Origin of the sequence: Streptomyces sp. cg36, from assembly GCF_041080675.1 — a bacterium.
Taxonomy (GTDB): Bacteria; Actinomycetota; Actinomycetes; order Streptomycetales; family Streptomycetaceae; genus Streptomyces.
Window position 1 is genome coordinate 4,273,927 of record NZ_CP163520.1, and the last position, 25,434, is coordinate 4,299,360.

The 25,434-nt window shown below is 72.7% G+C and carries 22 protein-coding genes; 15 read left to right on the top strand and 7 right to left on the bottom strand.

What is annotated here, in order from left to right:
* Positions 1 to 32 precede the first annotated feature (32 nt).
* Both AB5J87_RS19085 and AB5J87_RS19090 read right to left on the bottom strand, forming a co-directional pair.
* Entirely contained in the window at positions 33 to 275 is a 243-nt protein-coding gene (locus AB5J87_RS19085; protein WP_369378016.1) for a DUF397 domain-containing protein, read from the bottom strand.
* Positions 272 to 1,108: a helix-turn-helix transcriptional regulator gene (locus AB5J87_RS19090; RefSeq protein ID WP_369378017.1), complete on the bottom strand. Its 837-nt coding sequence runs from the start codon at positions 1,106 to 1,108 to the stop codon at positions 272 to 274. The genes AB5J87_RS19085 and AB5J87_RS19090 overlap by 4 nt, the downstream gene beginning before the upstream one ends.
* A 157-nt stretch (positions 1,109 to 1,265) precedes the next feature.
* Here AB5J87_RS19090 and AB5J87_RS19095 point away from each other — a divergent pair, with 157 nt between their 5' ends.
* Positions 1,266 to 1,703, top strand: a complete 438-nt coding sequence (locus AB5J87_RS19095; protein ID WP_369378018.1) for a hypothetical protein — start codon at positions 1,266 to 1,268, stop codon at positions 1,701 to 1,703.
* A gap of 27 nt (positions 1,704 to 1,730) precedes the next feature.
* Here AB5J87_RS19095 and AB5J87_RS19100 read toward each other — a convergent pair whose 3' ends face one another.
* Complete coding sequence (locus AB5J87_RS19100) at positions 1,731 to 3,551, bottom strand: serine/threonine-protein kinase (RefSeq protein WP_369378019.1); 1,821 nt, start codon at positions 3,549 to 3,551, stop codon at positions 1,731 to 1,733.
* Positions 3,552 to 3,713: 162 nt separating this feature from the next.
* Here AB5J87_RS19100 and AB5J87_RS19105 point away from each other — a divergent pair, with 162 nt between their 5' ends.
* From AB5J87_RS19105 to AB5J87_RS19125, 5 genes are all read left to right on the top strand, one after another.
* A complete protein-coding gene (locus AB5J87_RS19105; protein WP_369378020.1) occupies positions 3,714 to 5,075 on the top strand; it encodes an aspartate aminotransferase family protein in 1,362 nt (453 codons plus the stop codon).
* A 164-nt stretch (positions 5,076 to 5,239) separates the two neighbouring features.
* The gene (locus AB5J87_RS19110; protein WP_369378021.1) at positions 5,240 to 5,905 is read left to right on the top strand and encodes a GntR family transcriptional regulator; all 666 of its coding nucleotides are present in this window, start codon (positions 5,240 to 5,242) and stop codon (positions 5,903 to 5,905) included.
* Positions 5,902 to 8,316 carry a dolichyl-phosphate beta-glucosyltransferase gene (locus AB5J87_RS19115; RefSeq protein ID WP_369378023.1) on the top strand — a complete coding sequence of 805 codons (2,415 nt, stop codon included), beginning with the start codon at positions 5,902 to 5,904 and terminating at the stop codon, positions 8,314 to 8,316. The genes AB5J87_RS19110 and AB5J87_RS19115 overlap by 4 nt, the downstream gene beginning before the upstream one ends.
* Positions 8,317 to 8,511: 195 nt before the next feature.
* A complete protein-coding gene (locus AB5J87_RS19120; protein WP_369378025.1) occupies positions 8,512 to 9,162 on the top strand; it encodes a hypothetical protein in 651 nt (216 codons plus the stop codon).
* 113 nt (positions 9,163 to 9,275) lie between these two features.
* Positions 9,276 to 10,169 (top strand): class I SAM-dependent methyltransferase, encoded by an 894-nt coding sequence (locus tag AB5J87_RS19125; protein WP_369378026.1) that lies wholly within the window; start codon positions 9,276 to 9,278, stop codon positions 10,167 to 10,169.
* A 421-nt stretch (positions 10,170 to 10,590) separates the two neighbouring features.
* Here AB5J87_RS19125 and AB5J87_RS19130 read toward each other — a convergent pair whose 3' ends face one another.
* Positions 10,591 to 11,301 (bottom strand): SLATT domain-containing protein, encoded by a 711-nt coding sequence (locus AB5J87_RS19130; RefSeq protein WP_369383584.1) that lies wholly within the window; start codon positions 11,299 to 11,301, stop codon positions 10,591 to 10,593.
* 373 nt (positions 11,302 to 11,674) lie between these two features.
* Between AB5J87_RS19130 and AB5J87_RS19135 the strand changes: the two genes are divergently transcribed.
* The 7 genes from AB5J87_RS19135 to AB5J87_RS19165 all read left to right on the top strand — a co-directional run bounded on the left by AB5J87_RS19135 (position 11,675) and on the right by AB5J87_RS19165 (position 18,336).
* A complete protein-coding gene (locus AB5J87_RS19135; RefSeq protein WP_369378027.1) occupies positions 11,675 to 12,010 on the top strand; it encodes a YbaB/EbfC family nucleoid-associated protein in 336 nt (111 codons plus the stop codon).
* Between the two features lie 106 nt (positions 12,011 to 12,116).
* Positions 12,117 to 12,716 carry a recombination mediator RecR gene (recR, locus tag AB5J87_RS19140; protein WP_369378028.1) on the top strand — a complete coding sequence of 200 codons (600 nt, stop codon included), beginning with the start codon at positions 12,117 to 12,119 and terminating at the stop codon, positions 12,714 to 12,716.
* Positions 12,709 to 13,368, top strand: coding sequence for a DUF5063 domain-containing protein (locus AB5J87_RS19145; RefSeq protein WP_369378029.1), 660 nt, complete (start codon positions 12,709 to 12,711; stop codon positions 13,366 to 13,368). Before recR ends, AB5J87_RS19145 begins: the two co-directional genes overlap by 8 nt.
* A 228-nt stretch (positions 13,369 to 13,596) precedes the next feature.
* A complete protein-coding gene (locus tag AB5J87_RS19150; RefSeq protein WP_369378030.1) occupies positions 13,597 to 14,877 on the top strand; it encodes an aspartate kinase in 1,281 nt (426 codons plus the stop codon).
* Positions 14,874 to 15,935: an aspartate-semialdehyde dehydrogenase gene (locus tag AB5J87_RS19155; RefSeq protein WP_369378031.1), complete on the top strand. Its 1,062-nt coding sequence runs from the start codon at positions 14,874 to 14,876 to the stop codon at positions 15,933 to 15,935. The genes AB5J87_RS19150 and AB5J87_RS19155 overlap by 4 nt, the downstream gene beginning before the upstream one ends.
* 410 nt (positions 15,936 to 16,345) lie before the next feature.
* A complete protein-coding gene (locus AB5J87_RS19160; protein WP_369378033.1) occupies positions 16,346 to 17,017 on the top strand; it encodes a SigE family RNA polymerase sigma factor in 672 nt (223 codons plus the stop codon).
* Positions 17,018 to 17,283: 266 nt separating this feature from the next.
* Entirely contained in the window at positions 17,284 to 18,336 is a 1,053-nt protein-coding gene (locus AB5J87_RS19165) for a hypothetical protein (RefSeq protein ID WP_369378035.1), read from the top strand.
* A 325-nt stretch (positions 18,337 to 18,661) separates the two neighbouring features.
* Here the strand turns inward: AB5J87_RS19165 and AB5J87_RS19170 are convergent, their stop codons facing one another.
* From AB5J87_RS19170 to tatA, 3 genes are all read right to left on the bottom strand, one after another.
* Positions 18,662 to 19,471, bottom strand: coding sequence for an SURF1 family protein (locus tag AB5J87_RS19170; protein ID WP_369378036.1), 810 nt, complete (start codon positions 19,469 to 19,471; stop codon positions 18,662 to 18,664).
* Positions 19,472 to 19,738: 267 nt separating this feature from the next.
* Complete coding sequence (locus AB5J87_RS19175; protein WP_369383585.1) at positions 19,739 to 21,523, bottom strand: prolyl oligopeptidase family serine peptidase; 1,785 nt, start codon at positions 21,521 to 21,523, stop codon at positions 19,739 to 19,741.
* A gap of 188 nt (positions 21,524 to 21,711) precedes the next feature.
* Positions 21,712 to 21,993, bottom strand: coding sequence for a Sec-independent protein translocase subunit TatA (gene tatA, locus AB5J87_RS19180; RefSeq protein ID WP_369378037.1), 282 nt, complete (start codon positions 21,991 to 21,993; stop codon positions 21,712 to 21,714).
* 80 nt (positions 21,994 to 22,073) lie between these two features.
* On the opposite strand from tatA, the gene AB5J87_RS19185 reads away from it, so the two are divergent.
* On the top strand, positions 22,074 to 23,594 hold the full coding sequence (locus AB5J87_RS19185; RefSeq protein ID WP_369378038.1) for an LCP family protein: 1,521 nt from the start codon (positions 22,074 to 22,076) through the stop codon (positions 23,592 to 23,594).
* Between the two features lie 220 nt (positions 23,595 to 23,814).
* Positions 23,815 to 25,353 carry an alkaline phosphatase gene (locus AB5J87_RS19190; protein ID WP_369378039.1) on the top strand — a complete coding sequence of 513 codons (1,539 nt, stop codon included), beginning with the start codon at positions 23,815 to 23,817 and terminating at the stop codon, positions 25,351 to 25,353.
* Positions 25,354 to 25,434 lie beyond the last annotated feature (81 nt).

Sequence of the window (25,434 nt, forward strand, 5' to 3'; positions counted from 1 at the left end):
GATGGTGGCACAGCGGGGATGGGCGCGGCAGCCTATCCGGCGGCCCACCCCACGAACCCGGCCCAGGCGTCGGCCCCCACCGCGAAGGTGGGGCTGCCGTCGGCGAGCTTGGAGTCGCGGACGTGGACGGCGTGGGGGCAGGTGGCGACCTCTACGCAGTCGCCGCCGCTGTCGCTGCTGTACGAGGACTTGCGCCAGCCGATGGCCACTTCGATGCATTCGCCCCCGCTGCTATCGCTGTAGCTCGACTTGAACCATCGCAGGGTCTTACTCATCTGTGCTCTCCTGCCAACTGCTCGATGAGGCCCAGTGATTCACGAGGACCCAGGGCCTGTGACCGGATCTTCGCATACCGCTGGGCGTACGTACTCACCTTTGCAGGGTCGGAGATCAGCAGGCTTTCGTCCTGTGGTTCGAGGTAGACGAGGTGGTCGTGTTCCGGCGTTTCGAGCAAGTTCAACCCGCCCCGAGCTCCGGCTTGCTCGCCGCTCAGTCCGACGTCCAGCGGTAGCACCTGAAACGTCACGTTGCGCCGCCGGGCGCACTCGGCGAGGTGCAGTAGCTGCCGCCGCATGACCTCGGGGCCACCGATGATCCTCCGTAGAGCGGACTCGTCGACGATCAGTTCGATGAGCGGGACAGGGTTGCGGTCGAAGAGTGCCTTGCGAGCCATCCTTGCCTCGACCAGTTCTTCCACACGCTCCGGTGGCAAGGGTGGGTACCCGCCCCCGATCAGCGCCCGCGCGTACTCCTCGGTCTGGAAGAGGCCATGGATGACGAGGGTGGAGTACAGCTGAAGGACCAGTGCCTTCCGCTCCAGCAGCGCGTAATTCTGGAACTGCGGCGGGTACTTTTCCAGGCGGACGAAGACGCGCGCCTCCTCGAAGATCCCCAGCTCTTCTCCCAGTGCCTCCTCCAGCTTCACCAGCATCTCGTCGCTCGCGGGCTGGGCGAGCGTTTCCATGGCGCTGATCGCCGCCGCCGAAAAGCCCGTGCGCTTACCGACTTCCTCCTGTGTCCAGCCCTTTCGCAAACGCAGTCGCTTGGCCACGATGGCCAGCAACTGGGCCACGGGACCTGCGGTTACCTTGTTTTCTGCGCGTGCCATATTCTCCACCGCCTCGAACTCAACCGGACTCAACCGGTCACAACTGATCCCCCGCCGAATTCAACCCAATTCAAGGGGAGTTCAGGCAGGTCAACCAATACCCGACGGTCCCCCACGGTCATGGGAAACGCTAGCGGTAATGCCCGAAGCTGTCGCTATGGATACGCGAATTGGAACGCCCAACTCTGTCACCCAGCCGGGCTGGATTCCCGTTTCGGGGTTCCGGCTGCGAAAAGCGGGCGTTCAATTCGACGCCGTACGGGTCGACGGGGAGGCGGGGCGCCGGGTGGCCGACGTGCTGGAGGCGATGACCGGCGGCGAGCCGGGGCCGATCGTGACGGACGCCTCCGGGCGGCGGGGCGTGTACTTCCTCGTACCGGCCGGAAGCACGTCCCACCGGATCTGGCCCGCGGGGGCGGTGAGGTTCAACTCGGGGAAGGGGAGAGTGGGTTACGTCCCGGTCCCCGCGCTGTGGGGCCGGACCTGGCCGCTGTCGTGGCGGTGTCTGCCGCCGGGGGACGGGCGGTTCGTGCACACGCTGATGCTGCGGGCGGTCGTGCGGGAAGTGCTGGCGGGGCCGGACGGCCCCTGCTGACCGGCCTGTTGGCGTGCCGGGCGGGGGCTAGCCGCCGTCGTACCGGGACACGCGGTCGTACACGAGCTGGTCGCCGTTGCTGTCGTTCTCGCGGCGCAGGCGGCCGTCCGGCAGGACGGTGAGGGTCGTGGCGGCGCCGGGGGTGCAGGAGGTGGCCGGTTCGCCCGTCTCGACGGTGGACGGGCCGAGCTTGAGGGGCGCGTCCGGGGTGGAGGGCCTGGCGGTGAGGGCCGCGCGGAACACGCAGTGGTACGCGCCGCCGCCCGCCGCCGGGCCGTCCGCCGTCAGCGTCATGACCTGGTCGCCGACCTTGCCGGGCCGCAGGACCAGATGGCGATCGGCGGCCCCGCCGTCGCCCTCGACGGTGCCGGACCAGGTGCCGAGGTACTTGGCGGGGATGTCGCCGGGGGCGCTCGCGCTGGGGGAGGGGGACGGCTCGTCGGAGGGGCCGCCGTCCGTGCGCGAACTCGGCTTTTCCGACGGGGGGTTGGCGGTGGACCGGCTTCCGCCGGTGGTCTTCTCCTCGTCGATCGGGCTGTTCATGTACGCGTACACCGCGCCGCCCGCGCCCACGGCGACGACCAGCGCCACGGCTATCAGCGCCGCCGTCGACTTGGCGCTGCGGCGCGGCGGCTCCTCCGGGGGCGGGACCGGGGCGTAGCCGTACGTGGGCGCCGGGTGCGCATAGCCGTGCCCGGCGGGCTGGCCGGGGTCGGGATAGCCGTAGCCGTACGCGGGGGCCGGGGGCTGGCCGGGGGCCGGATAGCCGTACGCCGGGGGCTGGTTCTGCGGGGCGTGGCTGTGGCCGCCGGTCGCCCAGGGCGGGGGCGCGGGGGCGTACGGCTCGGGCTCGGGGGCGGGGCCGGGCTCGGGGGCGTGCGCCTCGGGGGCGGGGGCCGGGTCGGGGGTGCCGGGGCGGGCGAGGGCGCCGTTGGTGGGGCTCTCGGGGTTCTCGATCTCCAGCAACTCGACCGCTTGGCTGCCGAGTCGGGCCACCAGCGGGAGCGGGAGCCAGGGGGCGGGCGAGGCGTCCTGCGGGCCGAGCCCGGACAGGACGTCCGCCAGGGAGGGGCGCTCGGCGGGCTCCTTGCTCAGGCACGCCCGCACGAGGTCGAGCAGCGGCTCCGGCACGCCCTCCAGGTCCGGCGGCTCCTGCGCGATCCGGAACATCATCGCGTGCACCCCGCTGTCGGTGCCGCTGAAGGGGAGGCGGCCCGTCGCCGCGTACGCCAGCACCGAGCCCAGGCAGAACACGTCGCAGGCGGGCGTCACGCGGTCGCCGCGCACCTGCTCGGGGGCCATGAACCCGGGCGAGCCGACCAGCGCGCCCGTCCGCGTCAGCCCGCCCTCCGCGACCGTCTCCAGCGCGCGGGCTATGCCGAAGTCGATGACGCGGGGGCCGTCGAGGGTGATCAGGACGTTCGACGGCTTCAGGTCGCGGTGGATCAGACCGGCGGAGTGGATGTCCCGCAGCGCGAGGGCGAGGCCGCGGGCGAGGACGCGCAAGGAGGCGGCGGGGAGGGGGCCGTGGCCGCCGGAGACGACCGCGTGCAGGCTGGGACCGGCGACGTACCCCGTGGCGACCCAGGGGACCGGGGCCTCCGTGTCGGCGTCCAGGACCGGGGCGGTCCAGTCGCCGCCGACCCGGCGGGCCGCGGCGACCTCCTGGCGGAAGCGGGCCCGGAACTCGTCGAGGTCGGCCAGCTCCCGGTGCACGAGCTTCACGGCCGCCGTGCGGCCCCGGTCGGAGCGGGCCAGGTAGACGCGGCCCATGCCGCCCGTACCGAGCCTCGCGAGCAGGCGGTACGTCCCGATCCGCGAGGGATCTCCGCTTCCCAGTCGCTCCATGCGGTCCGGTGCCTCCCCGGGTCGGTCAACGGGGTGAGGATAGTGGGCCGGACCGGGAGGGGTCTGCGGGGGGAAAAGGCCCGACATCCTGCCGAGCTCCGCGCCCCACGGTGGACAACCTGGTCATACCCCTTCCCACCAGCGCCTCCTTACCCTGGGCCCATGACCCCTCATGTCGAACCCGACCCCCGGGCCGGCGCGGCCGTGAAGGCCGCCGACCGTGCGCACGTGTTCCATTCCTGGTCCGCCCAGGGCCTGATCGACCCGCTCGCCGTCGCCGGCGCGGAGGGTTCGTACTTCTGGGACTACGACGGCAACCGCTACCTCGACTTCACCAGCGGCCTCGTCTTCACCAACATCGGCTACCAGCACCCCAAGGTCGTCGGCGCGATCCAGGAGCAGGCCGGGAAGCTGGCCACCTTCGCGCCCGCGTTCGCGGTGGAGGCGCGCTCCGAGGCCGCGCGGCTCATCGCGGAGCGCACCCCGGGCGACCTGGACAAGATCTTCTTCACCAACGGCGGCGCCGAGGCCGTCGAGAACGCCGTCCGGCTGGCCCGGCTGCACACGGGCCGCCAGAAGGTGATGAGCGCCTACCGCTCGTACCACGGCGCCACCGCCCAGGCGATCAACCTGACCGGCGACCCGCGCCGCTGGGCCTCGGACACCGGCGCGGCGGGCGTCGTCCGCTTCTGGGCGCCGTTCCTCTACCGCTCCGCGTTCTACGCCACGGACGAGGCCGAGGAGTGCGCCCGCGCCCTCCAGCACCTGGAGGACACCATCGCCTTCGAGGGCCCCGGCACGATCGCCGCGATCATCCTGGAGACCGTGCCGGGCACGGCCGGGATCATGACCCCGCCGCCGGGCTATCTGCCGGGCGTGCGCGAGATCTGCGACCGGTACGGGATCGTCCTGGTCCTGGACGAGGTCATGTCCGGGTTCGGGCGCACCGGCGCCTGGTTCGCCGCCGACCACTACGGCGTCACGCCCGACCTGATGACCTTCGCCAAGGGCGTGAACTCCGGGTACGTGCCCCTCGGCGGCGTCGCCATCTCCGCCGAGATCGCCGCCACCTTCGACACCCGGCCCTTCCCGGGCGGCCTGACCTACTCCGGGCACCCGCTGGCCTGCGCCGCGGCCGTGGCGACCCTCACCGTGATGGAGGAGGAGGGCGTGGTCACCCAGGCCGCGCACATCGGCAGCACGGTCCTGGAGCCGGGGCTGCGCGAGCTCGCCGCCCGCCACCCCTCGGTCGGCGAGGTGCGCGGCACCGGCGTCTTCTGGGCGCTGGAGCTGGTGAAGAGCCGGGAGACGCGCGAGCCGCTCGTCCCGTACAACGCCTCGGGCGCGGACGCCGCCCCCATGGCGGCCTTCGGCGCGGCCTGCAAGAAGAACGGCCTGTGGCCCTTCATCAACATGAACCGCACCCATGTCGTCCCGCCCTGCAACATCACCGAGGCCGAGGCCAAGGAGGGCCTCGCGGTGCTGGACGAGGCGCTGGCGGTGGCGGACGAGTACACCGTCTGATCCGGCCGGCCTTCCTCCCGGGGGCCTGCGCTCCCGCGGCCCGGCTCCGGAATCCTCCGGGGCCGGGCCGCCCCCGCCCTCGCCCCCCGGCCCCCGCACGGGCCGGGATGCCGGGTTTGCCTGCGGCTAAGGTGTGCCAAACAGCCGAGGAGGGAGGGACGCCCATGCCAGCGAGCGGAGGGGTGACGCGCAGCACGCTGCGCCGCCAGATCGCCGACGCGCTGCGCGACGAGATACTCGCCGGGCGCCTGCAGCCCGGCGAGGAGTTCACCGTCAAGCAGATCGCCGAGCAGTACGGGGTGAGCGCCACCCCCGTGCGCGAGGCGCTGGTCGATCTGACCGCGCAGGGCCTGCTCGACTCCGACCAGCACCGGGGCTTTCGCGTCCACGAGTTCTCCGTCGAGGACTACGAGGGCATGGTCGAGGCCCGCTCGCTGGTGGTGAACGGCATCTTCCGCAAGATCACGGCGCTGGGGGCGGCCCACGGGCCCGCGCTGGTGTCGGTGCGGCGCCGCGCCGAGGAGGCCGCGCGGGCGGCCCGCAGCGGCGACCTGAACATACTCATCGGCTATGACCTGCGATTCTGGCGGGAGCTCGGCGCCCTCGCCGGAAACCCTTACATATCGGACTTCCTGCACCGGCTGCGGATGCAGTGCTGGGTCTTCGCCGTGCCCCATCTGCGCGGCCGGGACGACCTCGCCCAGTGGCTGTGGAACGGCCACGGCGCCCTCGTGGACGCGGTGGTCAAGGGCGACGGGGACGCCGCGTACGAGGTGATACGGGCGTACAACGACCACTCGCTCACCTGGGCGGAGCGGCTGAAGCGGTGACCGACGGCGGCCCCCTCGACCTGTCGGTCGTCGTCCCCGCGTACAACGAGGAACGGCGGCTCGGCCCGACCCTGGACGCGATCCGCGACCACCTCCACGGCGCGGCCACGGCCTGGGAGCTGATCGTCGTCGACGACGGCTCCGACGACGGCACGGCGGACGTCGCCCGCGCCGCCGCCGACGCCGACCCGCGCATCCGGCTGCTGAGCGCCGACCGCAACCGGGGCAAGGGCCACGCCCTGCGGCTGGGCGTGGCCGCCTCGCGCGGGGCGCGCGTGCTGCTCACCGACGCCGACCTGGCCACCCCCGTCGCCGAACTCGACCGGCTCGCCAAGGAGCTCGACGGCGCCCGCGCGAGCGCCGCGATCGGCTCCCGCGCCCACCCCGAGGCGGACATCGCCGTCCACCAGGGGCGGGTGCGCGAATGGCTGGGGCGGATGGGCAACCGGCTGATACGCGCGGTCGCCGTGCCCGGCATCCACGACACCCAGTGCGGCTTCAAGCTGTTCGACGGCGAGAAGGCGCGCGCCGCCTTCGCCGACGCCCGGCTCGACGGCTGGGGCATCGACGTGGAGATCCTCCAGTACTTCCGCCGCCGCGGCTGGGCCGTCGCCGAGGTCCCGGTGCGCTGGTCGCACCAGGAGGGCTCCAAGGTCGGGCCCGCCGACTACGGCCGGGTGCTGCTGGAGCTGGCCCGGCTCAAGGCCCGCACCGCCAACCGCACCAGCCTGGTCCTGCTGACGCTGTTCCTGCTCTCCTCGGTCCTGCTCTACAAGGGCCTGTGGGCCGACCTCGGGCGCGGCTACCTCGCCGACTCGGGCCAGGACCAGAACCAGTGGGAGTGGTTCTTCGCGGTCACCGCCGACAACGTGGCGCACCTGCGGGACCCGCTCTTCAGCACCCTGCAGAACTACCCCGACGGCGTGAACCTCATGGGGAACACCCCCATGCTGGGCCTCTCCGTGCCGCTCGCCCCGGTCACCCTCGCGCTCGGCCCGACCGTCACCTGGGCGCTGGTCCTCACGCTGGGCCTGACCGCCACCGCGTTCGCCTGGTACCGGCTGTTCGCGAAGTGGGTGACCGGCAACCGGTGGGCCGCCGGACTCGGGGGCGCGTTCGCCGCGTTCGCGCCCCCGATGATCTCGCACGCCAACGCGCACCCCAATTTCTGCGTGCTGTTCATGATCCCGGTGATCGTGGACCGCGCGCTGCGGCTCTGCTCCCCGGCCGCGAACGTCCGCCGCGACGGCGTGCTGCTCGGCCTGTTCACCGCGTACCAGATCTTCCTCGGCGAAGAGGTCCTGCTGCTGGCCTCGCTGGGGATGCTGCTCTTCGCGCTCTCGTACGCGCTGGCCCGCCGCCACGTCGTGCGCGCGGCGGCCGGGCCGCTGGCCAAGGGGCTCGGGGTGGCCGCGCTCGTCTGCCTCCCGCTGGTCGCCTACCCGCTGACCTGGCAGTTCCTCGGCGACCAGAGTTACCGGTCGGTGCTGCACGGCGACGCCGCCGGCAACAGCCCGCTCTCCTTCCTGCGGTTCTCCGGACGGGCGCTGCTGGGCGACGAGGCCGTCGCGGACAAGCTGGCGCTCAACCGGACCGAGCAGAACGCGTTCTACGGCTGGCCGCTGATCGCCCTGGCGTTCGCGATCACCGTACGGCTGTGGCGGGAACCGCTGGTCAAGGCGCTGGCGGCCACCGCGGTGGGCGCGGCCGTGCTCTCCATGGGCCAGAAGATCCGCATCCCGTACACCGGTGTGGAACTGCCCGGCCCCTGGCGGGCGCTGGCCCACCGGCCGCTCTTCGAATCGGTCATCGAGGGCCGCGTCGGCATGCTCTGCGCACCCGCGCTCGGCGCGCTCCTCGCGCTCGCCGCGGCCCGGCTGGCCGCCGCGCGCGGGGCCGGGCGGGCGTTCGGCCTGGCCGCGGTGGCGGCGGCGCTGCTGCCGATCGTGCCGACCCCGATCCCGGTCACCGAACGGGCGCCGGTCCCGGCGTTCCTGGCGGACGGCAAGTGGCGGGAGTACGTGCGGCCCGGCGAGTCCGTGGTGACCGTGCCGGTGCCCGACCCGGCCGCCGCCGACGCCCTGCACTGGCAGGTGAAGGCGGGCCTCGGCTACCCGGTGCCCGGCGGCTACTTCAACGGCCCCTGGGGCCCCGACCGCATCGGCATCTACGGCGCCTCCCCGCGCTGGACGTCCAACCTGCTGCACGACGTCCGCTACGGCGGCGCGATCCCCGACATCGGCGCCGCCTGGCGCGAGCAGGCCCGCCAGGACCTCGCGTTCTGGCGGGCGGGTCTGGTCGTCCTGCCGCCGCAGGACAACGACGACGCGCTCTACAAGACCGTGTCCCGGCTGCTGGGCCGGGAGGGCCGCCGGGTGGACGGCGTGTGGATCTGGGACGTGGGCCGCTGAGCACACCCGTGCGCGGGAGTGTGACGCACGGAAACGCGGGGGAGGGATGGGGCCTGCAGATACGTCTGTGACACGTGATTCCACCCCCTCGCACCGAGTTGACGGCCCGCCCGCACGGGAGTTGACGGGCGAGCTTCGCGGAGCGTGCTCGGCGGACTACGCTGTCCCGACCATCGCGACCTCGTAAGGAGCCCCGTGGCCTGTGACTTGTGGCTGGTCCCCCTCGTCGACGTGCTGTGCCACAGCCCCGACAACCCCTTCGCCGAGGAGATCGCCTCGTACGACAAGGCGCTCGGCGAGGCCGGGCTGCCGCCCGTACCGGTCTTCGCCTACATGCCCGGCCTCTCGGGGGACGTCGCCCCGGTCGCGGGCTTCGACTACGACGCCCTGCACTTCCTGCGCCGCGCCTACCTCCTCCAGCTCTGCCGCCTCGCCGTGACCCCGGTCGACGAGCTCGGCGGCGACTACGAGCAGCTCCTGGAGATGTTCGAGCCCACCGCCCAGCAGTCCCATCTGGTCTGGCACTACGACCACGCCGGTGCCTACGTCCCCGTGGACTTCCCCAGCCCGCTCGCCAACGAGGAACTCCTCGCCGGGGGCGGCCCGCTCGGCTCCACCCACGGGCTGCTGCGGGAGCTGGAGTTCGTCGCGCCCGCGATCGGCATAGACCCGGCCAACCCGCCCATGGCCCCGGCCCCGCCGGACCGCCCGACCTCCCTGGAGGAGCCCGCCGGGCCGATCCCCTACGACGAGAGCCCGTTCGCCCGCGAACGGCACGTGTGGCTCGGGCTGCACGCCGCGGCGACGCGGTCGCTGGCCCAGGGATCTATGATCATCTTCAGCTGACCGAGGGGGCTTTCGGTACGTTCCGCACGGGGCGGGGGGATGTCGCCGGGGCACCACCGGGCCCACGCCTCGCCGTAAACTCCGCGCCATCTGGCGGGAGTAGGACCGGGTCCATGTCACAAACGACGAGCGCCCAGAGCGCCGCCCCGGCCCGCTTCTCCGACGTCAAGGGGTGGTTCTGGCCCGCCGACCAACTGCTCTTCGACTGGTTCCTGGCGCGCCAGGAGCGCCAGCGGCTCGGCGGTGACCTGCTGGAACTCGGTGCGTACCTCGGCAAGAGCGCGATCTTCCTGGGGTCGTACCTGCGGCCGGGCGAGACGTTCACGGTCTGCGACCTGTTCGACTCGCCCGCGCCGGACGACCCCAACAGCGAGGAGATGGACCGCTCGTACGCGACGCTGACGCGGCGGGCCTTCGAGGCGAACTACCTCTCCTTCCACGACGAGCTGCCCGTGGTCGTCCAGGCCCCCACCTCCGTGATCACCTCGCGCGTCGAGGACGCCTCCTGCCGCTTCGTCCACGTCGACGCCTCGCACCTGTACGAGCACGTCCACGGGGACATCGCGGCGGCCAAGGCGGTGCTCGCCCCCGACGGGATCGTCGCCTTCGACGACTTCCGGGCCGAGCACTGCCCCGGGGTGGCGGCGGCCGTGTGGGGCGCGGTCGCCACGACCGGGCTGCGGCCGATCTGCATCACCGGCACGAAGTTCTACGGCACCTGGTCGGATCCCGGGCCCGCCCGTCGGGAGCTGCTGGAGTGGCTCGGGACGCGGCCGGACATGTGGCACGGGGTGGAGGAGGTGGCGGGGGCGCCGCTGATCCGGATCAGCGGGAAGAAGGCGGTGGCGCCGGAGGCGCCCCGGTCTCGGCACGAGGGTGCGGGCGGGGGTGGTGCCGGGGCCGCCGGCGCCCCGGCGCCCGCCCCCGCGCCCGCCCCGGCGCCCGTCTCGCGGCAGAAGCAGCCGCTGGCCCGGCGGTTGGCCCGGACGCTGCTGCCGCGACGCTGAGGGGCCCATCCGGGGGGCCTTTGTTCCGGGTGCGGGTCGGTGGGGGGCTGCTCGCGCGGTTCCCCGCGCCCCTATGGGGCCGGACTTCGGCTGCGGGTTGTGGTGGCTTGCTCGCGCAGTTCCCCGCGCCCCTGGAAACCCGCCTTCGTCCGCAGACCGTGCGGGGCTGGTCGCGCAGTTCCCCGCGCCCCTAGGGGGGTACGGCTCAGCCGGAGGACTCAGCTCGGCCACCGGCTTTCAGGGGCGCGGGGAACTGCGCGAGCAACCCAGCGCGGTCCGCAGAAGAAGTCCGGCCCGATAAGGGGCGCGGGGAACTGCGCGAGAAGCGACCACGGTCCGCAGGCGAAGTCCCGGCCCGATCAGGGGCGCGAGCAACCCACCACTACCCGCGGCCGGGAAGTCCCGTGCCGCCCCCGGAGGGTTATCTCGGGGTCTCCGGGGGGCGTTGGCGGGGCATGTTGGGGCGGGTGCCGGGGGGGAGGGGGAAGCGGCCGGGGCCGGGGGCCGCGTCGGGGCGGGGGGAGGACGAGGCCAGCGACTGCATCACCAGCGGCGCGGGCCCCGACCGGAACTCCACCATCCAGTCCGCCGTCTCCGACCGCACCAGCTCGGTCACGTCCTCGGAGAACCGCCGCAGCACCCCCAGACACCGCTCCGCCGCCTCGCTGGCGGTCCCCTCCGTCGGCCCCAGCACCTCCCGTACGGACTCCGACGCCCAGTCGAACTGGAGCGCCTGGAGGCGCCGCTGCACGGCCTGCGCGGTCGCCACGTCCCGCATCCACCCGGACGTCAGCCCGAAGTACCGGTCGCAGGCCAGGCACGCCGCGCCCAGCAGCAGCGCCAGATAGCCCCACCCGGCGGACCCGGACAGCGCGCCGGTGACGTCGAGCAGCGGCAGCGTCGCCCCGGCGACCGCGCCCACCGCCGTACCGACCCGCAGCACCCGCGCGCCCCGCCGCTTCCACAGCCGGTCGGCGAGGTACCACTCGGCCGTGCGCAGCGCCCCCGCCTCCACCCACCGGTACAGCTCGTCCAGCCGTTCCGCGGGCTCGCCCCAGTCGCCGAGCGGGAACGGGCGACCGGTCAGGTCGCTCTCGTCCCGGGGCGGTCCCGGGGGCCCCTCGGGCTGCATCTCCGGCTGGCTCACCCGGCGCTCCCTCCGCGGTGCATCGCCGACCTGCGGACCGTTCCTCGGATCGGCCCGTACGTCGAAACTCTGCTCGAATCTCTGCGTAACGCCCGGTGACTGCAACAGTGACTCCGCGTGACTCTCGGCCGGACTCCGCGCGTGACTCCGCGCCGGGCGTCCGCCCTTCCTACCGCCGAATGGTGGGGGCGAGCGCCGATATCCCGGTATTTCCCCCCGTAAGAGCGTCGTGATCAGGTAGGAAAACGTCCGTCGACTCACTCGAAAGAGTTGCGGAGCAGCGGGCCCCCGGACCACGTAGGCTCGGAGTGCCGGTACCCCGGCGAAGGCATGCGACGGACGAAAGACGGAGTGCACCGTGATCCCTGGTGGTGGCCAGCCCAACATGCAGCAGCTGCTCCAGCAGGCCCAGCAGATGCAGCAGGACCTCGCCCGCGCGCAGGAGGAGCTCGCCGCGACCGAGGTCGACGGCCAGGCGGGCGGCGGCCTGGTGAAGGCGACCGTCACCGGCTCCGGTGAGCTGCGCGCGCTCGTCATCGCCCCCGAGGCGGTCGACCCGGAGGACACCGAGACCCTGGCGGACCTGGTCGTCGCCGCGGTCCAGGCCGCCAACGAGAACGCCCAGCAGCTCCAGCAGCAGAAGCTCGGCCCGCTGGCCCAGGGCCTCGGGGGCATGCCGGGTCTGCCCTTCTGAACCGGCGACCGGGCCCGCGGGCCCGGTCCACGGGGCGGATCCGCCCTTCTGCGGCGCCCGCCCAGCAACTACCGTAAGCACCCAGGCGACCCCGAGAGGCAGTCCGTTGTACGAAGGCGTGGTCCAGGACCTCATCGACGAGTTGGGCAGGCTGCCCGGCGTCGGTCCCAAGAGCGCGCAGCGGATCGCCTTCCACATCCTCCAGGCCGAGCCCACGGACGTGCGCAGGCTGGCGCACGCCCTGCTCGAAGTGAAGGACAAGGTCCGGTTCTGCGAGGTCTGCGGCAACGTGGCGCAGGAGGAGCGCTGCAACATCTGCCGCGACCCGCGCCGCGACCCGGCCGTCATCTGTGTCGTGGAGGAGCCCAAGGACGTCGTGGCGATCGAGCGGACCCGTGAGTTCCGCGGTCGCTACCACGTCCTCGGCGGCGCCATCAGCCCCATCGAGGGGGTCGGCCCGGACGACCTGCGCATCCGCGAGCTGCTCGCCCGGCTCGCCGACGGCGCGGTCACCGAGCTGATCCTGGCCACCGACCCCAACCTGGAGGGCGAGGCCACGGCGACGTACCTCGCCCGCATGATCAAGCCGATGGGCCTGCGGGTCACCCGGCTGGCCAGCGGACTCCCCGTGGGGGGAGATCTGGAGTACGCGGACGAGGTCACGCTCGGGCGGGCCTTTGAAGGAAGGCGACTTCTCGATGTCTGACGCAACGCTGCACGCGGCCAACCAGGATCCGGACGACTTCGCGGTCCAGATCGCGGACCAGGTGGAGTCGTTCATCGTCGCGGTCACGGAAGTGGCCAAGGGCGACGAGCCGGACAGCGCCGTGCCGTTCCTGCTCCTGGAGGTCTCGCAGCTGCTGCTGGCGGGCGGCCGGCTCGGCGCGCACGAGGACATCGTCCCGGACGAGCGGTACGAGCCGGACCTCGGCCCCGAGCCGGACGTCGACGAGCTGCGCGAGCGCTTCGCGGCCCTCCTGGAGCCGATCGACGTCTACTCGGAGGTCTTCGACCCGTACGAGCCGCGCAAGGCGCCCGTGCCGTGCCGGATCTCCGACGACCTGGCCGACGTCGTCACCGACCTGCGCCACGGCCTGGCCCACTACCGCGCGGGCCGCACCACCGAGGCGCTGTGGTGGTGGCAGTTCTCTTACTTCTCCAACTGGGGCTCCACCGCCTCCGCCACCCTGCGCGCCCTCCAGTCGCTGGTGGCGCACGTCCGCCTCAACCAGCCGCTCCAGGAGCTGGACGGACTGGACACCGACGAGGACCTGACCGAGGACTCGCTGGCCGAGGAGGCGGGCCGGGTGATGGCCGAGGAGCTGGCGGGCCCGCTGGGCCTGCGCACGGTCAAGTAACCGCCCGTCCCTGTGACCCGCCCCACATCGGGGCGTACGTACGCGTCGGCGGGGCAGGTGCGCCTCCACGAGCGGACCGGATCCCGATTCCCCCCTCCCGGGAGGGGTTTCCCCCCACCCAAGATCACATCGCGAGCGGGACATCTCACGATGTGGCACCTTCCGGGCGGATCCGGCCCGCTCGTTAGACTGAGCCGACCGCAGTAATGGACTGAGCGAGGAGCGCACGTGGGCCTTGTCGTGCAGAAGTACGGAGGCTCCTCCGTTGCCGATGCCGAGGGCATCAAGCGCGTCGCCAAGCGGATCGTGGAAGCCAAGAAGAACGGCCACCAGGTGGTCGTCGTGGTTTCCGCGATGGGCGACACGACGGACGAGTTGATCGATCTCGCCGAACAGGTATCTCCGATGCCCACCGGCCGGGAATTCGACATGCTGCTGACCGCCGGAGAGCGGATCTCCATGGCACTTCTCGCCATGGCGATCAAAAACCTGGGCCACAACGCCCAGTCGTTCACGGGCAGCCAGGCCGGCGTCATCACCGACTCGGTCCACAACAAAGCGCGGATCATCGACGTCACGCCGGGCCGCATCCGCACCGCGCTCGACGAGGGCAACATCGCCATCGTCGCCGGGTTCCAGGGCGTGTCCCAGGACAAGAAGGACATCACCACGCTCGGGCGGGGTGGCTCCGACACCACGGCGGTCGCCCTCGCGGCGGCGCTCGACGCCGAGGTCTGCGAGATCTACACGGACGTGGACGGCGTGTTCACCGCCGACCCCCGTGTGGTGAAGAAGGCCAAGAAGATCGACTGGATCTCCTTCGAGGACATGCTGGAGCTGGCCGCGTCCGGCTCCAAGGTGCTGCTGCACCGCTGCGTCGAGTACGCGCGCCGTTACAACATCCCGATCCATGTGCGGTCGTCCTTCAGCGGACTTCAGGGCACCTGGGTCAGCAACGAACCACGTTCCAAGGCGGAGGGTCAGCAGGTGGAGCACGCCATCATCTCCGGAGTCGCCCACGACGTCTCCGAGGCGAAGATCACGGTGGTCGGGGTCCCCGACAAGCCGGGCGAGGCCGCGGCCATCTTCCGGACCATCGCCAACGCCGAGATCAACATCGACATGGTCGTGCAGAACGTGTCGGCGGCCTCCACCGGGCTCACCGACATCTCGTTCACGCTCCCCAAGGCCGAGGGCCGCAAGGCCATCGACGCCCTGGAGCGGGCCAAGGCGACCATCGGCTTCGAGTCGCTGCGCTACGACGACCAGATCGCCAAGATCTCGCTGGTCGGCGCCGGGATGAAGACCAACCCGGGCGTCACCGCCGGCTTCTTCGAGGCGCTCAGCGACGCGGGCGTGAACATCGAGCTGATCTCGACCTCCGAGATCCGCATCTCGGTCGTCACCCGCGCCGACGACGTCAACGAGGCCGTGCGCGCCGTGCACACCGCCTTCGGCCTGGACTCCGACTCCGACGAGGCGGTCGTCTACGGAGGCACCGGACGATGACCCGCAAGCCGGCGCTCGCGGTCGTCGGTGCGACCGGGGGCGCCGGCGCGGTGATGCTCCAGATCCTGTCCCAGCACGCGGACGTCTGGGGCGAGATCAGACTGGTCGCCTCCGCGCGCTCGGCGGGCCGCAAGCTCGTGGTGCGCGGCGCGGAGACCGAGGTCGTGCCGCTGGCCGAGGAGGCCCTGGACGGCGTGGACGTCGCCGTCTTCCTCGTCCCCGAGCAGGTCGCCGCCCAGTGGGCGCCGGTCGCCGCGGCCAAGGGCGCGGTCGTCGTGGACACCTCGGCGGCCTTCCGGCTGGACGCGGACGTGCCGCTGGTGGTCCCCGAGGTCAACCCGCACGCCGTACGGATGCGCCCGCGCGGCATCGTGGCCTCCCCGCACTGCGTCACGCTCGCCCTGATCGTGGCGGTGGGCGCGCTGCACGCCGAGTACGGGCTGAGCGGCCTGGTCGTCTCCACGTACCAGGCGGTCAGCGGCGCGGGCCGGGCCGGCGTCGCCACCCTGCGCGAACAGCTCGCCCTGGTCGCCGGTACGGAGCTGGGCACCGGGCCCGGCGATGTGCGCCGGGCCGTCGGCGAGGACACCGGGCCGTTCGCGGCGCCGGTGGCGCTCAACGTGGTGCCCTGGTCCGGCGAGCTCGCCGACGACGGCTGGTCCAGCGAGGAGCTGGGGCTGCGCGCCGAGGCCCGCAAGGTGCTCGGGCTGCCGCGGCTCGCGGTCGCCGCGACCTGCGTACGGGTGCCGGTGATCACCACCCACTCCGTCTCCGTGCACGCCACCTTCGAGAACGAGGTGGAGGTGGCGCGGGCCCACGAGATCCTGGCGACCGCGCCGGGCGTGGTGCTGCTCGACGATCCGGCGGCGGGCGAGTTCCCGACCCCGGCCGACGCCGTCGGGACCGATCCGGCGTGGGTGGGCCGGGTGCGCCGCTCACCCGACGACCCGTACGCGCTGGACCTCTTCCTCTGCGGCGACAACCTGCGCAAGGGCGCCGCCCTGAACGCGGCGCAGATCGCCGAGCTGGCGGCGGGGGAATTCGGCGACCGGCCGTGAACCGGGCGGGGCCGGACCGGCCGGTTCTGCATCCGCCGGCTGCGGACCGGCCGGTTCCGTACCCGCCGGCTGCGGACCGGACGGCTGCGGGCCACCGCCCCGGAATCCCGTCTGGACAACCGAGCGAATTCGCGGCGGACAGGGCCACAGAGTTTGTAGGATCTGTGAACGCTCTGTGAGCAAGTCGCTGGTCTGTACCACTTGAACTGCGCTGTTGCCCTGTTACACGATGCAATTCCGTGTCCCTGCAACCGGCAGCCCGGCATGGAGCGTCTATGCGGTCGCCCATCAAGGTGCCGTAAATATCGGGGCATTGGGGAAGAGCGAGTACGCATGAGGGCATTCGTCGCACTGTCAAAAACGGTGTCGTACGCGTACAACCCTGACGGGGGGAAGCGTGTCCAACTGGCGTGGCAGAGGTTCTCGACATCACCGCGATTCCGGTGCCGGGCGCAGTGGTGCGTCCGCTCCGGCGCCCGCGCACTCCCGGCGGCATGCCGGTGATCGCCCCCGTGCCGACCGCGCGCCCCTCCCGCGTCCCCGCGCAGCCGACGCCGGGCCGTGAGGGCACTGACGAGACCATGGCCGCAGGCACCACCGTCGACCACCTCACCGAGACCTACCGCGCGCACTACCGCTCGCTCCTCGGTCTCGCCGCCCTCCTGCTCGACGACACGGCCTCCTGCGAGGACGTCGTCCAGGAGGCGTTCATCCGCGTCCACTCGGCGCGCTCGCGCGTGCGCGACCCCGAGAAGACGCTGGCGTACCTGCGCCAGACCGTGGTCAACCTCTCCCGCTCCGCCCTGCGCCGCCGCATCCTCGGGCTCAAGCTGCTCTCCAAGCCGATGCCGGACATGGCGAGCGCCGAGGAGGGCGCGTACGACCAGCTGGAGCGCGACGCCCTGATCAAGGCCATGCGCGGCCTCCAGCGCCGCCAGCGCGAGGTGCTCGTGCTGCGGTACTTCGCGGACATGACCGAGTCGCAGGTCGCCGACACCCTCGGGATATCCCTGGGCTCGGTCAAGGCGTACGGCTCGCGCGGCATCGCGGCGCTCCGGATAGCCATGGAGGCCCCGGTATGAGCGCCGGGCGGAACCAAGGACCCAGAGACGGGGAGGGCCGGGGGAAGAACGGCGCGACCGGCGGCGGTGGCGACCACCACGACCGCCCCTTCCACGGTGACGGAGCCCGGGGGGAACACGGGCACCACGGCGCGGGCGGACACCACGGTGTCCCCGGCGGCCAAGGGCACCACGGCACGCGCGGCGACCACCGCGCGCGCGGGACCCACGGGGAGAGTACGTACGGGCCCGACCGCCCCTTGGACGACCGGACTGGAAACGCAACTGTGAACGACCCCTTCCCACCCGGCCTCACCCCGGCCGAACGCGCCCTGCGCAGGATGCTGCACGGCGCGGTGGACGGCATGGAGCCCGCCGACGGCGCCCTGGACCAGCTGCGGCGGGCCGTTCCCGCCCGCCGGGCGCGCAAGAAGCAGGCATGGGCGGGCGCGGCTGCCGCCGCCCTGCTGATCGGCACCGCCGTGCCCGCGTTCCTGCACGTCGCCAACACCGCGTCCACCGGTGCCGAGGAGCGGCCCGCCATCGCCGGACACGGCCAGCAGACCCAGGGCGGCACCGGCGCGGCCCCGGGCGCGGGAGGCGGTGACCGGGGGGCCGACAGGCCCTCCGGGCGGACCACGCCGACGGCGCTCCCCAGCGGCACCGTGAAGCCCCAGCCGCCCGGCAAGGCCACCGAGGGCGGCATCTCCGGCGGCGCCACCGGCCCGGTCGGCGGCCCCCTCGTGACCGACTCACCGGTCTGCGACGCCAGCGAACTCGGGGTGAAGTCCGCCCGGATCAGCAAGCCCGACGCCGACGGCAAGGTCTACGGCACCTTCCGCGTCGCCAACGTCTCGCGCAAGCTCTGCCAGGTCAGCGGCGGGGGCAAGGTCGACTTCCAGGCGCTCGGCGCGGCCGACGCCTCCCGGATCACCGTCGTCGACCACGCCTCGGGCGACCCGGCCGCCGGGCTGCCCGACCCCTCCCTCGAAACCACCGGCCTGGTCCTCAAGCCGTCGGCCGCCTACGAGGTGAAGTTCGCCTGGGTGCCGTCGGAGACCTGCCCCAAGCCGCAGCCCAGCCCCGACCCCACGACGTCCACGGGCTCCGGCACCAACGGCTCCACCACGGGCTCCGGCACCGGCACCCCGACCGGCATCCAGCCCCAGCTGGGCGGCGTCGACCCGGGCGCCCCCGAGGTCGCCGCCGACGGCAAGGTGGCAGTGACCCACGTGGCCGAACCGGGCGCCCCCACGGCCGAGGCCACCATCCCCCACGCCTGCGCGGGCACGATCTACCGCACGGGGGTACTGGCAGCACCGCCGGCCCCGACACCGTAGAACGGGAGAAGGGGCCGGGGCGGAGTGGCTGCGCTCTCAGGGGCGCGGGGAACGGCGCGAGGAGCGAGCACGGTCGGCAGGGGGCAGCGGATTAAGGGGGCAAGCCCCCACCGGCCCGCAGGCGACGGACTACCCAGGGGCGCGGGGAACCCAGCACGGTCCGTGGACAGACGGGGCTTTCCAGGGGCGCGCGGGGAACTGCGCGACAAGCCCCCACCGGCCCGCAGGCAAAGTCCGGGCACAAGAGGCCCGCTGGCAAAGTCCGGGCACGAAGGGGCCCCCGGCCAAAGACGAGCCACACCCGGCCACAGGCCAAGTGCCCGCGTCAGGACGACGAGCCCCGCCCCGACTCGGCGGACGCGGACGCGGGCGCGGCTCCGGACGGCGACACCGGCGCCAACCCCAGCTCCGCGTCCTCCACCGCCTCCGCCTCCCGCCGAAGCAACCGGAACCACATGAACACCACGAACCCGGCGAAGACGAACCACTCCCCGGTGTAACCGAGGTTCTGGAACGCCTTCAGATCAAGCCCCGTGTTCTGCGGCTTCGCGGCCGGCACGGCCACCATCCCCGCATCGGCCCGGTTCAACGTGATCCACGCGTCGTACACGTCGTACGGAACGAGGTTGACCAGAGAAGCCGCACTGATCATCCCAAGCTGCCCCCGAGGCAGCCCCCCTGCGGCGTTGACCCCGTCGGTCCCCGGCGTCTCGGACGCCTGCAGCGCACCGTCGACGGTGACCTGCCCGGCGGGCGGGGCCGGAGCCGGGCGCCCCTTGGGCAGCCACCCCCGCACCACGGGCAGCGCCTTGCCGCCATCGGTACGCAGCAGGGTCAGCACGTACGAGCCGTCCTTGCCGTCCACCCGACGGTCCGGCACCAGGAACTGCTCGCCGTACTTCCCGGTCGCGCTGGCCGAGCGCCCCGAGGTCTTCTGGTCGACCGGCAGCAGCTCACGCAGCGGCACGGCCCTGAGCTCGGCGGCGTCGGGCCGCTTCTCGGCCGCGTTGTGCGACTGCACGCGGTCCTCGAAGCGGCCGAGCTGCCAGGACCCCATGAACACGCAGAAGGGGATGGCCAGCACGACGAAGATGTTGATCCCCCACCAGCGGGGAGTCAGCAGGAACCGGTACACACCACCACCGTACGGAATCCCTTCGGCGCCCCGGGTCGCGGGGTGCCCGGCAACCCCACTCCACAGGACGACCGAAGGGCTTCCGGCCCGCCTACGGACCCGCCCCGATGCCGCCGTCGGGCCGCTGCCGACCCCGCAAGGCCATCGCAGGGAAGCCGACCGGGATGGGTGGCCGCCGGGCCCCCGCCCCGAGGCCCCCGAGGCCGCCGAGGCCCCGGCCGGTACGCGACCGGGCCCACGAGGCAACTGCCGCCGCCCCCGGGGTCCTCAGCTCCCCAGATGCCTCCCCGCGAACTCCAGCTCCAGCCGCACCTGCTTGATCCGCTCCTCCACCACCAGCGAGCCATGGCCCGCGTCATAGCGGTAGACCTCGTGGACCGCGCCGCGCGCGGCGAGGCGGTCCACATAGTTCTCCACCTGACGGATGGGGCAGCGCGGGTCGTTGACGCCCGCCGAGATGTAGACCGGTGCCCGCACCGCGTCCACGTACGTCAGCGGCGACGACGCCTCGAAGCGCTCGGGCACCTCCTCGGGCGTCCCGCCGAGCAGCGTGCGGTCCATCGCCTTGAGCGCCTCCATCTCGTCGTGGTACGCCGTCACGTAGTCCGCGACCGGCACCACCGCGACGCCGAGCGCCCAGGCGTCCGGCTCCGTGCCCAGGCCCAGCAGGGTCAGATAGCCGCCCCAGGACGCGCCCGCCAGCACCAGTCGGGCCGGATCGGCGAGCCCGGACGCCACCGCCCACTCCCGCACCGCCGCCACGTCCTCCAGCTCGATGAGCCCGACCCGGTGCTTGAGCGCGTCCGTCCACTCCCTGCCGTACCCCGTGGAGCCCCGGTAGTTGACGCGGACCACCGCGTAGCCGTGGTCCACCCAGGCCGCCGGGCCCGCCGCGAACGCGTCGCTGTCGTGCCACGTCGGGCCGCCGTGCAGCTCGAAGACGGTCGGGAACGGGCCCTCCCCGGCCGGCTTCTGCACCAGTGCGTGGACCCGGCCGCCGGGCCCCTCCACCCACGCGTCCTCCACCGGGACCGAGTGCGGTGCCTTCATGCCCGGCGGGTCCAGGACGACCGCGCCGGTCGTCGCGCGCACCTCGGAGGGGCGCGCCGCCGAGGACCACAGATACTCCACGGTCCCGTCGGGCCGGGCCGAGGCGGCGGAGACGGATCCGGCCGGGGTCTCCACCTCGATGAGCTCGGCCGCCGCCAGGTCGTAGCGGAACAGCTCGCTGCGGGCCTCGAAGCTGTGGACGACCAGCAGCCCCGAGCCGTCCGGGTACCACTCCGCCGTGACGTCGCCGGGCAGCGCGAGCGCCAGCTCGGTCTGCTCGCCCGAGGTCACGTCCCACACCATGGGCTCCCAGCGGCCCCGGCGCTGGTGGGCGACGAGCAGCCGGGTGTCCCCGGCCAGCGGCGCGAAGCCGAGCACTTCGAGGCCGAGCTCCTCGGTGCCGCCCTTGGTGTCGTCCAGCTCGGCGGCCGTCGTGCCGTCGAGCCGCACCACGCGCAGCGCCGAGTGCATCGCGTCGCCGTGCTCGGTGTGCTCCAGGGCGATCAGCGCCCCGTCGTGCGAGAGGTCGCCCACTCCGGCGGACTCGCGGTGCCGGTAGATCTCCACGGGCGCGGCGCCGGGGCGCACGACGTGGACGGTGCTGCCCTCCTCGTCGGTGGAGCGGCCGACGACCGCCGTGCCGTCCCGGCCGAGCGCGAGGCCCGCCGGGTAGGACGGTTCCAGGCCGGGCACGGCGGGCTCGTCGTCGCCCCCGCCGAACGGCTGGCGCATCCACACGCCGAACTCGTCCCCGTCGGTGTCGCTGAACCACCAGATCCACTCGCCGTCCGGCGTCAGCACCCCGTCCGTCGTGCCGTTCGGCCGGTCCGTGGCCTGGCGCTGGGCCCCGGTCGCCCGGTCCCAGGCATACAGCTCGTACGTCCCCGTCGCGTTCGACACGAACAGCGAGCGGTCCGGGGCGTCCTCCGCCCAGTCGGGCAGCCCCACCCTCGGTGCCCTGAACCGCTTCTCCCACTCCGGCATCTCGTTCATGGACCCCATCATGCGCCGCCCCGCCGACATCGTCCGCAGCCTGTGGATAACTCGCGGCCGACGGGCCGGACCCGGCCCGGAACGAGCGGCGGGCGAGCGGCTCCGGCGCCCGGCAGCGTGGCGCGGGAGCCGGTCGGACGCCCGCCGCCGTGGCGGGGAGGGCCGTCAGGCGTCCGATGCCGTGGCGGGGGAGCGGGTCAGGCGCCCGGCGTCGTGGTGGTGTGCGGGGCGGCGGCCCGGTCGGCGGGGGCGGCCGTGGTGCCGGGGATCGTGCGGGGCGCGGCGTCGGCGGCCGGCGCCGGGGCCTCGTCCGCCCGGCCCCCGTCCTCCTTCATCGCCCGCGTCTCGCTCTTGAGGATCCGCAGCGACTTGCCCAGGGCGCGGGCCGTGTCGGGCAGCTTCTTGGAGCCGAAGAGCAGGATCAGCACCACCGCGACGATCAGCAGATGCCAGGGCTCCAGGCCATTGCGCAGGAACATCCGGGGTCCTTCCTCTCTCAGCAAGACTTGCTACATTGCGCAACTGTACAACCAAGCGGACACGGATGAGGGCGTACACGATGGCAGGCAGCCACAAGGCGGGACATGCGCGCGGTCGCGGCGGGGAAGGCGCCGCAGGCGCGCCCCCGGCCGGGCGTCGCAGACGCGGCCGGCTGCGGCTGGTCCTCGCCATCCTGGTGTCGCTGCTCGTCCTGGTGGTGGCCGGGCTCGGCTGGGTCTACTTCCAGCTCAACGGCGACATCCGCACCTTCGACGACGGCGGTGTCTCCGGCGACCGCCCGGCCGCCTCGCTCAAGGGCCAGAACGTCCTGGTCATCGGCTCGGACTCGCGCGCGGGCGACAACGAGGAGTACGGCCACGGCAAGGGCGACATCGGCCGCTCCGACACCGCCTTCCTCATGCACGTGCACGCCGACCACAAGCACGCCACGGCGGTCTCCATCCCCCGCGACACCCTCGTCGACGTACCGCCCTGCAAGCTGCCGAACGGCAACTGGACCAAGACCCAGCACAACGTGATGTTCAACTCGGCGTTCTCCGTCGGCGACACGGCCCGGGGCAACCCGGCCTGCACCCAGAACACCGTCGAGAAGCTGACCGGGCTGCGCGTGGACCACACCGTCGTCGTGGACTTCGCGGGCTTCGCCAAGATGACCAAGGCCGTCGGCGGCGTCCAGGTGTGCCTCCCCAAGGACGTCTACGAGGGCGACCTCAACCCCAACCGGCACGCGCGCGGGGAGCGCATCTTCGCCAAGGGCGTCCAGGACGTCTCGGGCCAGAAGGCGCTCGACTACGTACGCATCCGGCACGGCATAGGCGACGGCTCCGACATCGGCCGGATCCAGCGCCAGCAGGCGTTCATCTCCAGCCTCATGAAGAAGGTCAAGTCGAAGGGGCTCGACCCGACCACCCTGTTCCCGCTCGCCAAGGCCGCCACCCAGTCCATGACCGTCGACCCGGGCCTCGGCTCCGCCGACAAGCTGATCTCCTTCGCCATGTCGATGAAGAACATCGATCTGCACAACACCAAGTTCGTCACCCTGCCCTGGCGGTACGAGGGCGCGCGCGTGGCGATGGTGAAGCCGGAGGCCGAGGCGCTCTTCGCGGCCCTGCGCGCGGACCGGACCGTCGACGGCAAGGACGCGGGCGGCAAGCAGTCGGACGGCAAGTCCGACGACAAGGGGCCGAGCCCCAGCCCCACCGCCCCGCCGTCGGGCGCCGGAACGGCCGTCGCCGTCTACAACGGCACCACCACCAAGGGCCTGGCCGCCCGCGCCGCCGACGCGCTGAAGGCGGGCGGCTACACGGTCACCGGCACCGCCACCGCCGCCACCCAGGACTTCGAGCACACCGTGATCGAGTACGGGCCGGGCGAGCGCGCCCACGCCGACGCCCTGGCCCAGCGCTTCCCCGGCGCGCTGCTGCGCCCGGCCAAGGCGGGGCTCACCGTCATCCTGGGGTCGAAGTACGCCGCCGCCCCGGACGCCGGCCCGGCCGCGCCCGCCGCCGTCCCCTCCCAGGTCGCCGAGAAGGCCCGCTCGGCCGACGATGACGTCTGCTCCAACCTGTCGTACGGCTGACCCGCCGCGGCCACCAAGGCCGCTGCGGTCACCGCGTCCACCAAGGCCGCCAAGGCCGCCAAAGGCCGCCAAGGGCCGCCGAGGACACCGGGAACCTCCGGTCCGGGCGGGCCGTTAACACCACGTGTGCGTAAAGAAGTTCATACAGGAGTAAAGCCGTTCGTCCGCCGTACGCCCGCACCTCACAACTCGTTCACATTCGGCTCATAGCTTCGCGGCCATGAGATCCATGGGAAACAAGCGCCGCAAGGCGCTGACGGTGGTGGCGCTGGCCTCCGCCGTCGCGGCGGGCAGCGCCGTCACGGCCAACTCCGCCCCGCAGCAGGGTGGCCGCCCGTTCCCGGGCCACGGCCAGGAGATACGCAACGTCATCTACCTCCTCGGTGACGGCATGGGCCGCACCCATGTGACGGCGGGCCGCGAGCGCTACTACGGCGCCCAGGGCAAGCTGAACATGGAGCGCCTGCCGTTCACCGGCGCGGTCGCCACGTACGCCGTCGAGAAGGGTTCCGACCAGCCCGCGCTGGTCACCGACTCGGCCAGCTCCGCGACCGCCTGGTCCTCCGGTGTGAAGACCTACAACGCGGCGCTCGGCGTGGACTCGTACGAGCGGCGCCGCGCCACGCTCATGGAGCAGGCCAAGCAGGCCGGCTTCGCCACCGGCAACGTCTCCACCGCCGAGATCACCGACGCCACCCCGGGCGCCCAGTTCAGCCATGTGCTGCTGCGCGGCTGCCAGGGCCCGGTCTACTCGGACGCGGCCTGCCTCCCGAAGAACGCGGACGGCTCGTACGAGAAGGCCCCCGCGGACAAGACGCTGATCACGCCGGTCGCCGAGCAGATCGCGCGCAACGGCACCGCGGACGTCGTCCTCGGCGGCGGCCTGGCCCGCTTCGAGCCGGACGACCAGAAGGCGCTCCAGGCCCAGGGCTACCAGGTGCTCGGCAGCTTCGGCGACCCGAAGCTGCCCGCGCAGACGGCCGCCAGCCAGCAGGTCGCCACCAAGGCCGACCTCGACGCGGTCAAGGGCAAGAAGGTCGTCGGCCTCTTCAACCGCGGCAACCTGACGGTGGAGCAGGCCAAGGCCGGGCTCCCGGCGGACGCCCCGCAGAAGAAGGAGCCGACGCTCGTCGACATGGCGAAGAAGTCGATCGACCTGCTCAACGGCCGGTCCAAGAAGGGCTTCTTCCTCCAGATCGAGGGCGCCCAGATCGACAAGCGCTCGCACGCCAACGACGCGGCCCAGACGCTCGCCGAGGTCAAGGCGTTCGACGACGCGGTCAAGGCGGCGTACGACTTCGCGAAGAAGGACGGGCACACGCTGGTCATCGTGACCGCCGACCACGAGTGCGCGGGCTTCAACATCATCGAGAAGGGCACGTACACCAACGCCGAGTCCGTCGCGCCCCCGGCCAACACGGACGCGGGCAACCCGGCGAACAACTCGACGCCCTCGCGCGACAAGTCGGGCGCCAAGGACCCGGTCCGCTCGTCCGGCATCCTGAACGGCACCGGCTCGGGCGACGCCAAGAACTTCGCCCCGGCCACCTTCCGCACCCCGGACGACCCGGCGGGCGTCAAGGACGGCAGCCCCGACGCGAGCCTCTGGCTGACCTACCTCTCGGGCAACCACACCGGCGCGGACGTCCCGATCTACGCGTACGGCCCGGGCGCCGAGCGCTTCGCGGCCAGCCAGATCAACACCGAGCTGTACGGCAAGATGTACCGCTCGCTGTTCGGCCGGGCGCCGCGCGGCTGACACGGCCGAGGCACGGCCGCGCTGTTTCACGTGAAACAGCGCCGTGAAACGGCACCGTGGAACGGCGCGGCCAACCCCATG

Excerpts from the sequence above, each read along its gene's own strand:
- AB5J87_RS19110 (WP_369378021.1), top strand. The coding sequence starts at position 5,240 with ATGCCAGCGAGCGGAGGGGTGACGCGCAGCACGCTGCGCCGCCAGATC.
- AB5J87_RS19185 (WP_369378038.1), top strand. The coding sequence starts at position 22,074 with ATGGCAGGCAGCCACAAGGCGGGACATGCGCGCGGTCGCGGCGGGGAA.
- AB5J87_RS19105 (WP_369378020.1), top strand. The coding sequence starts at position 3,714 with ATGACCCCTCATGTCGAACCCGACCCCCGGGCCGGCGCGGCCGTGAAG.
- AB5J87_RS19095 (WP_369378018.1), top strand. The coding sequence starts at position 1,266 with ATGGATACGCGAATTGGAACGCCCAACTCTGTCACCCAGCCGGGCTGG.
- AB5J87_RS19090 (WP_369378017.1), bottom strand. The coding sequence starts at position 1,108 with ATGGCACGCGCAGAAAACAAGGTAACCGCAGGTCCCGTGGCCCAGTTG.
- AB5J87_RS19100 (WP_369378019.1), bottom strand. The coding sequence starts at position 3,551 with ATGGAGCGACTGGGAAGCGGAGATCCCTCGCGGATCGGGACGTACCGC.
- AB5J87_RS19125 (WP_369378026.1), top strand. The coding sequence starts at position 9,276 with ATGTCACAAACGACGAGCGCCCAGAGCGCCGCCCCGGCCCGCTTCTCC.
- AB5J87_RS19190 (WP_369378039.1), top strand. The coding sequence starts at position 23,815 with ATGAGATCCATGGGAAACAAGCGCCGCAAGGCGCTGACGGTGGTGGCG.
- AB5J87_RS19175 (WP_369383585.1), bottom strand. The coding sequence starts at position 21,523 with ATGGGGTCCATGAACGAGATGCCGGAGTGGGAGAAGCGGTTCAGGGCA.
- AB5J87_RS19145 (WP_369378029.1), top strand. The coding sequence starts at position 12,709 with ATGTCTGACGCAACGCTGCACGCGGCCAACCAGGATCCGGACGACTTC.
- tatA (WP_369378037.1), bottom strand. The coding sequence starts at position 21,993 with ATGTTCCTGCGCAATGGCCTGGAGCCCTGGCATCTGCTGATCGTCGCG.
- AB5J87_RS19085 (WP_369378016.1), bottom strand. The coding sequence starts at position 275 with ATGAGTAAGACCCTGCGATGGTTCAAGTCGAGCTACAGCGATAGCAGC.
- AB5J87_RS19130 (WP_369383584.1), bottom strand. The coding sequence starts at position 11,301 with ATGCAGCCCGAGGGGCCCCCGGGACCGCCCCGGGACGAGAGCGACCTG.
- AB5J87_RS19155 (WP_369378031.1), top strand. The coding sequence starts at position 14,874 with ATGACCCGCAAGCCGGCGCTCGCGGTCGTCGGTGCGACCGGGGGCGCC.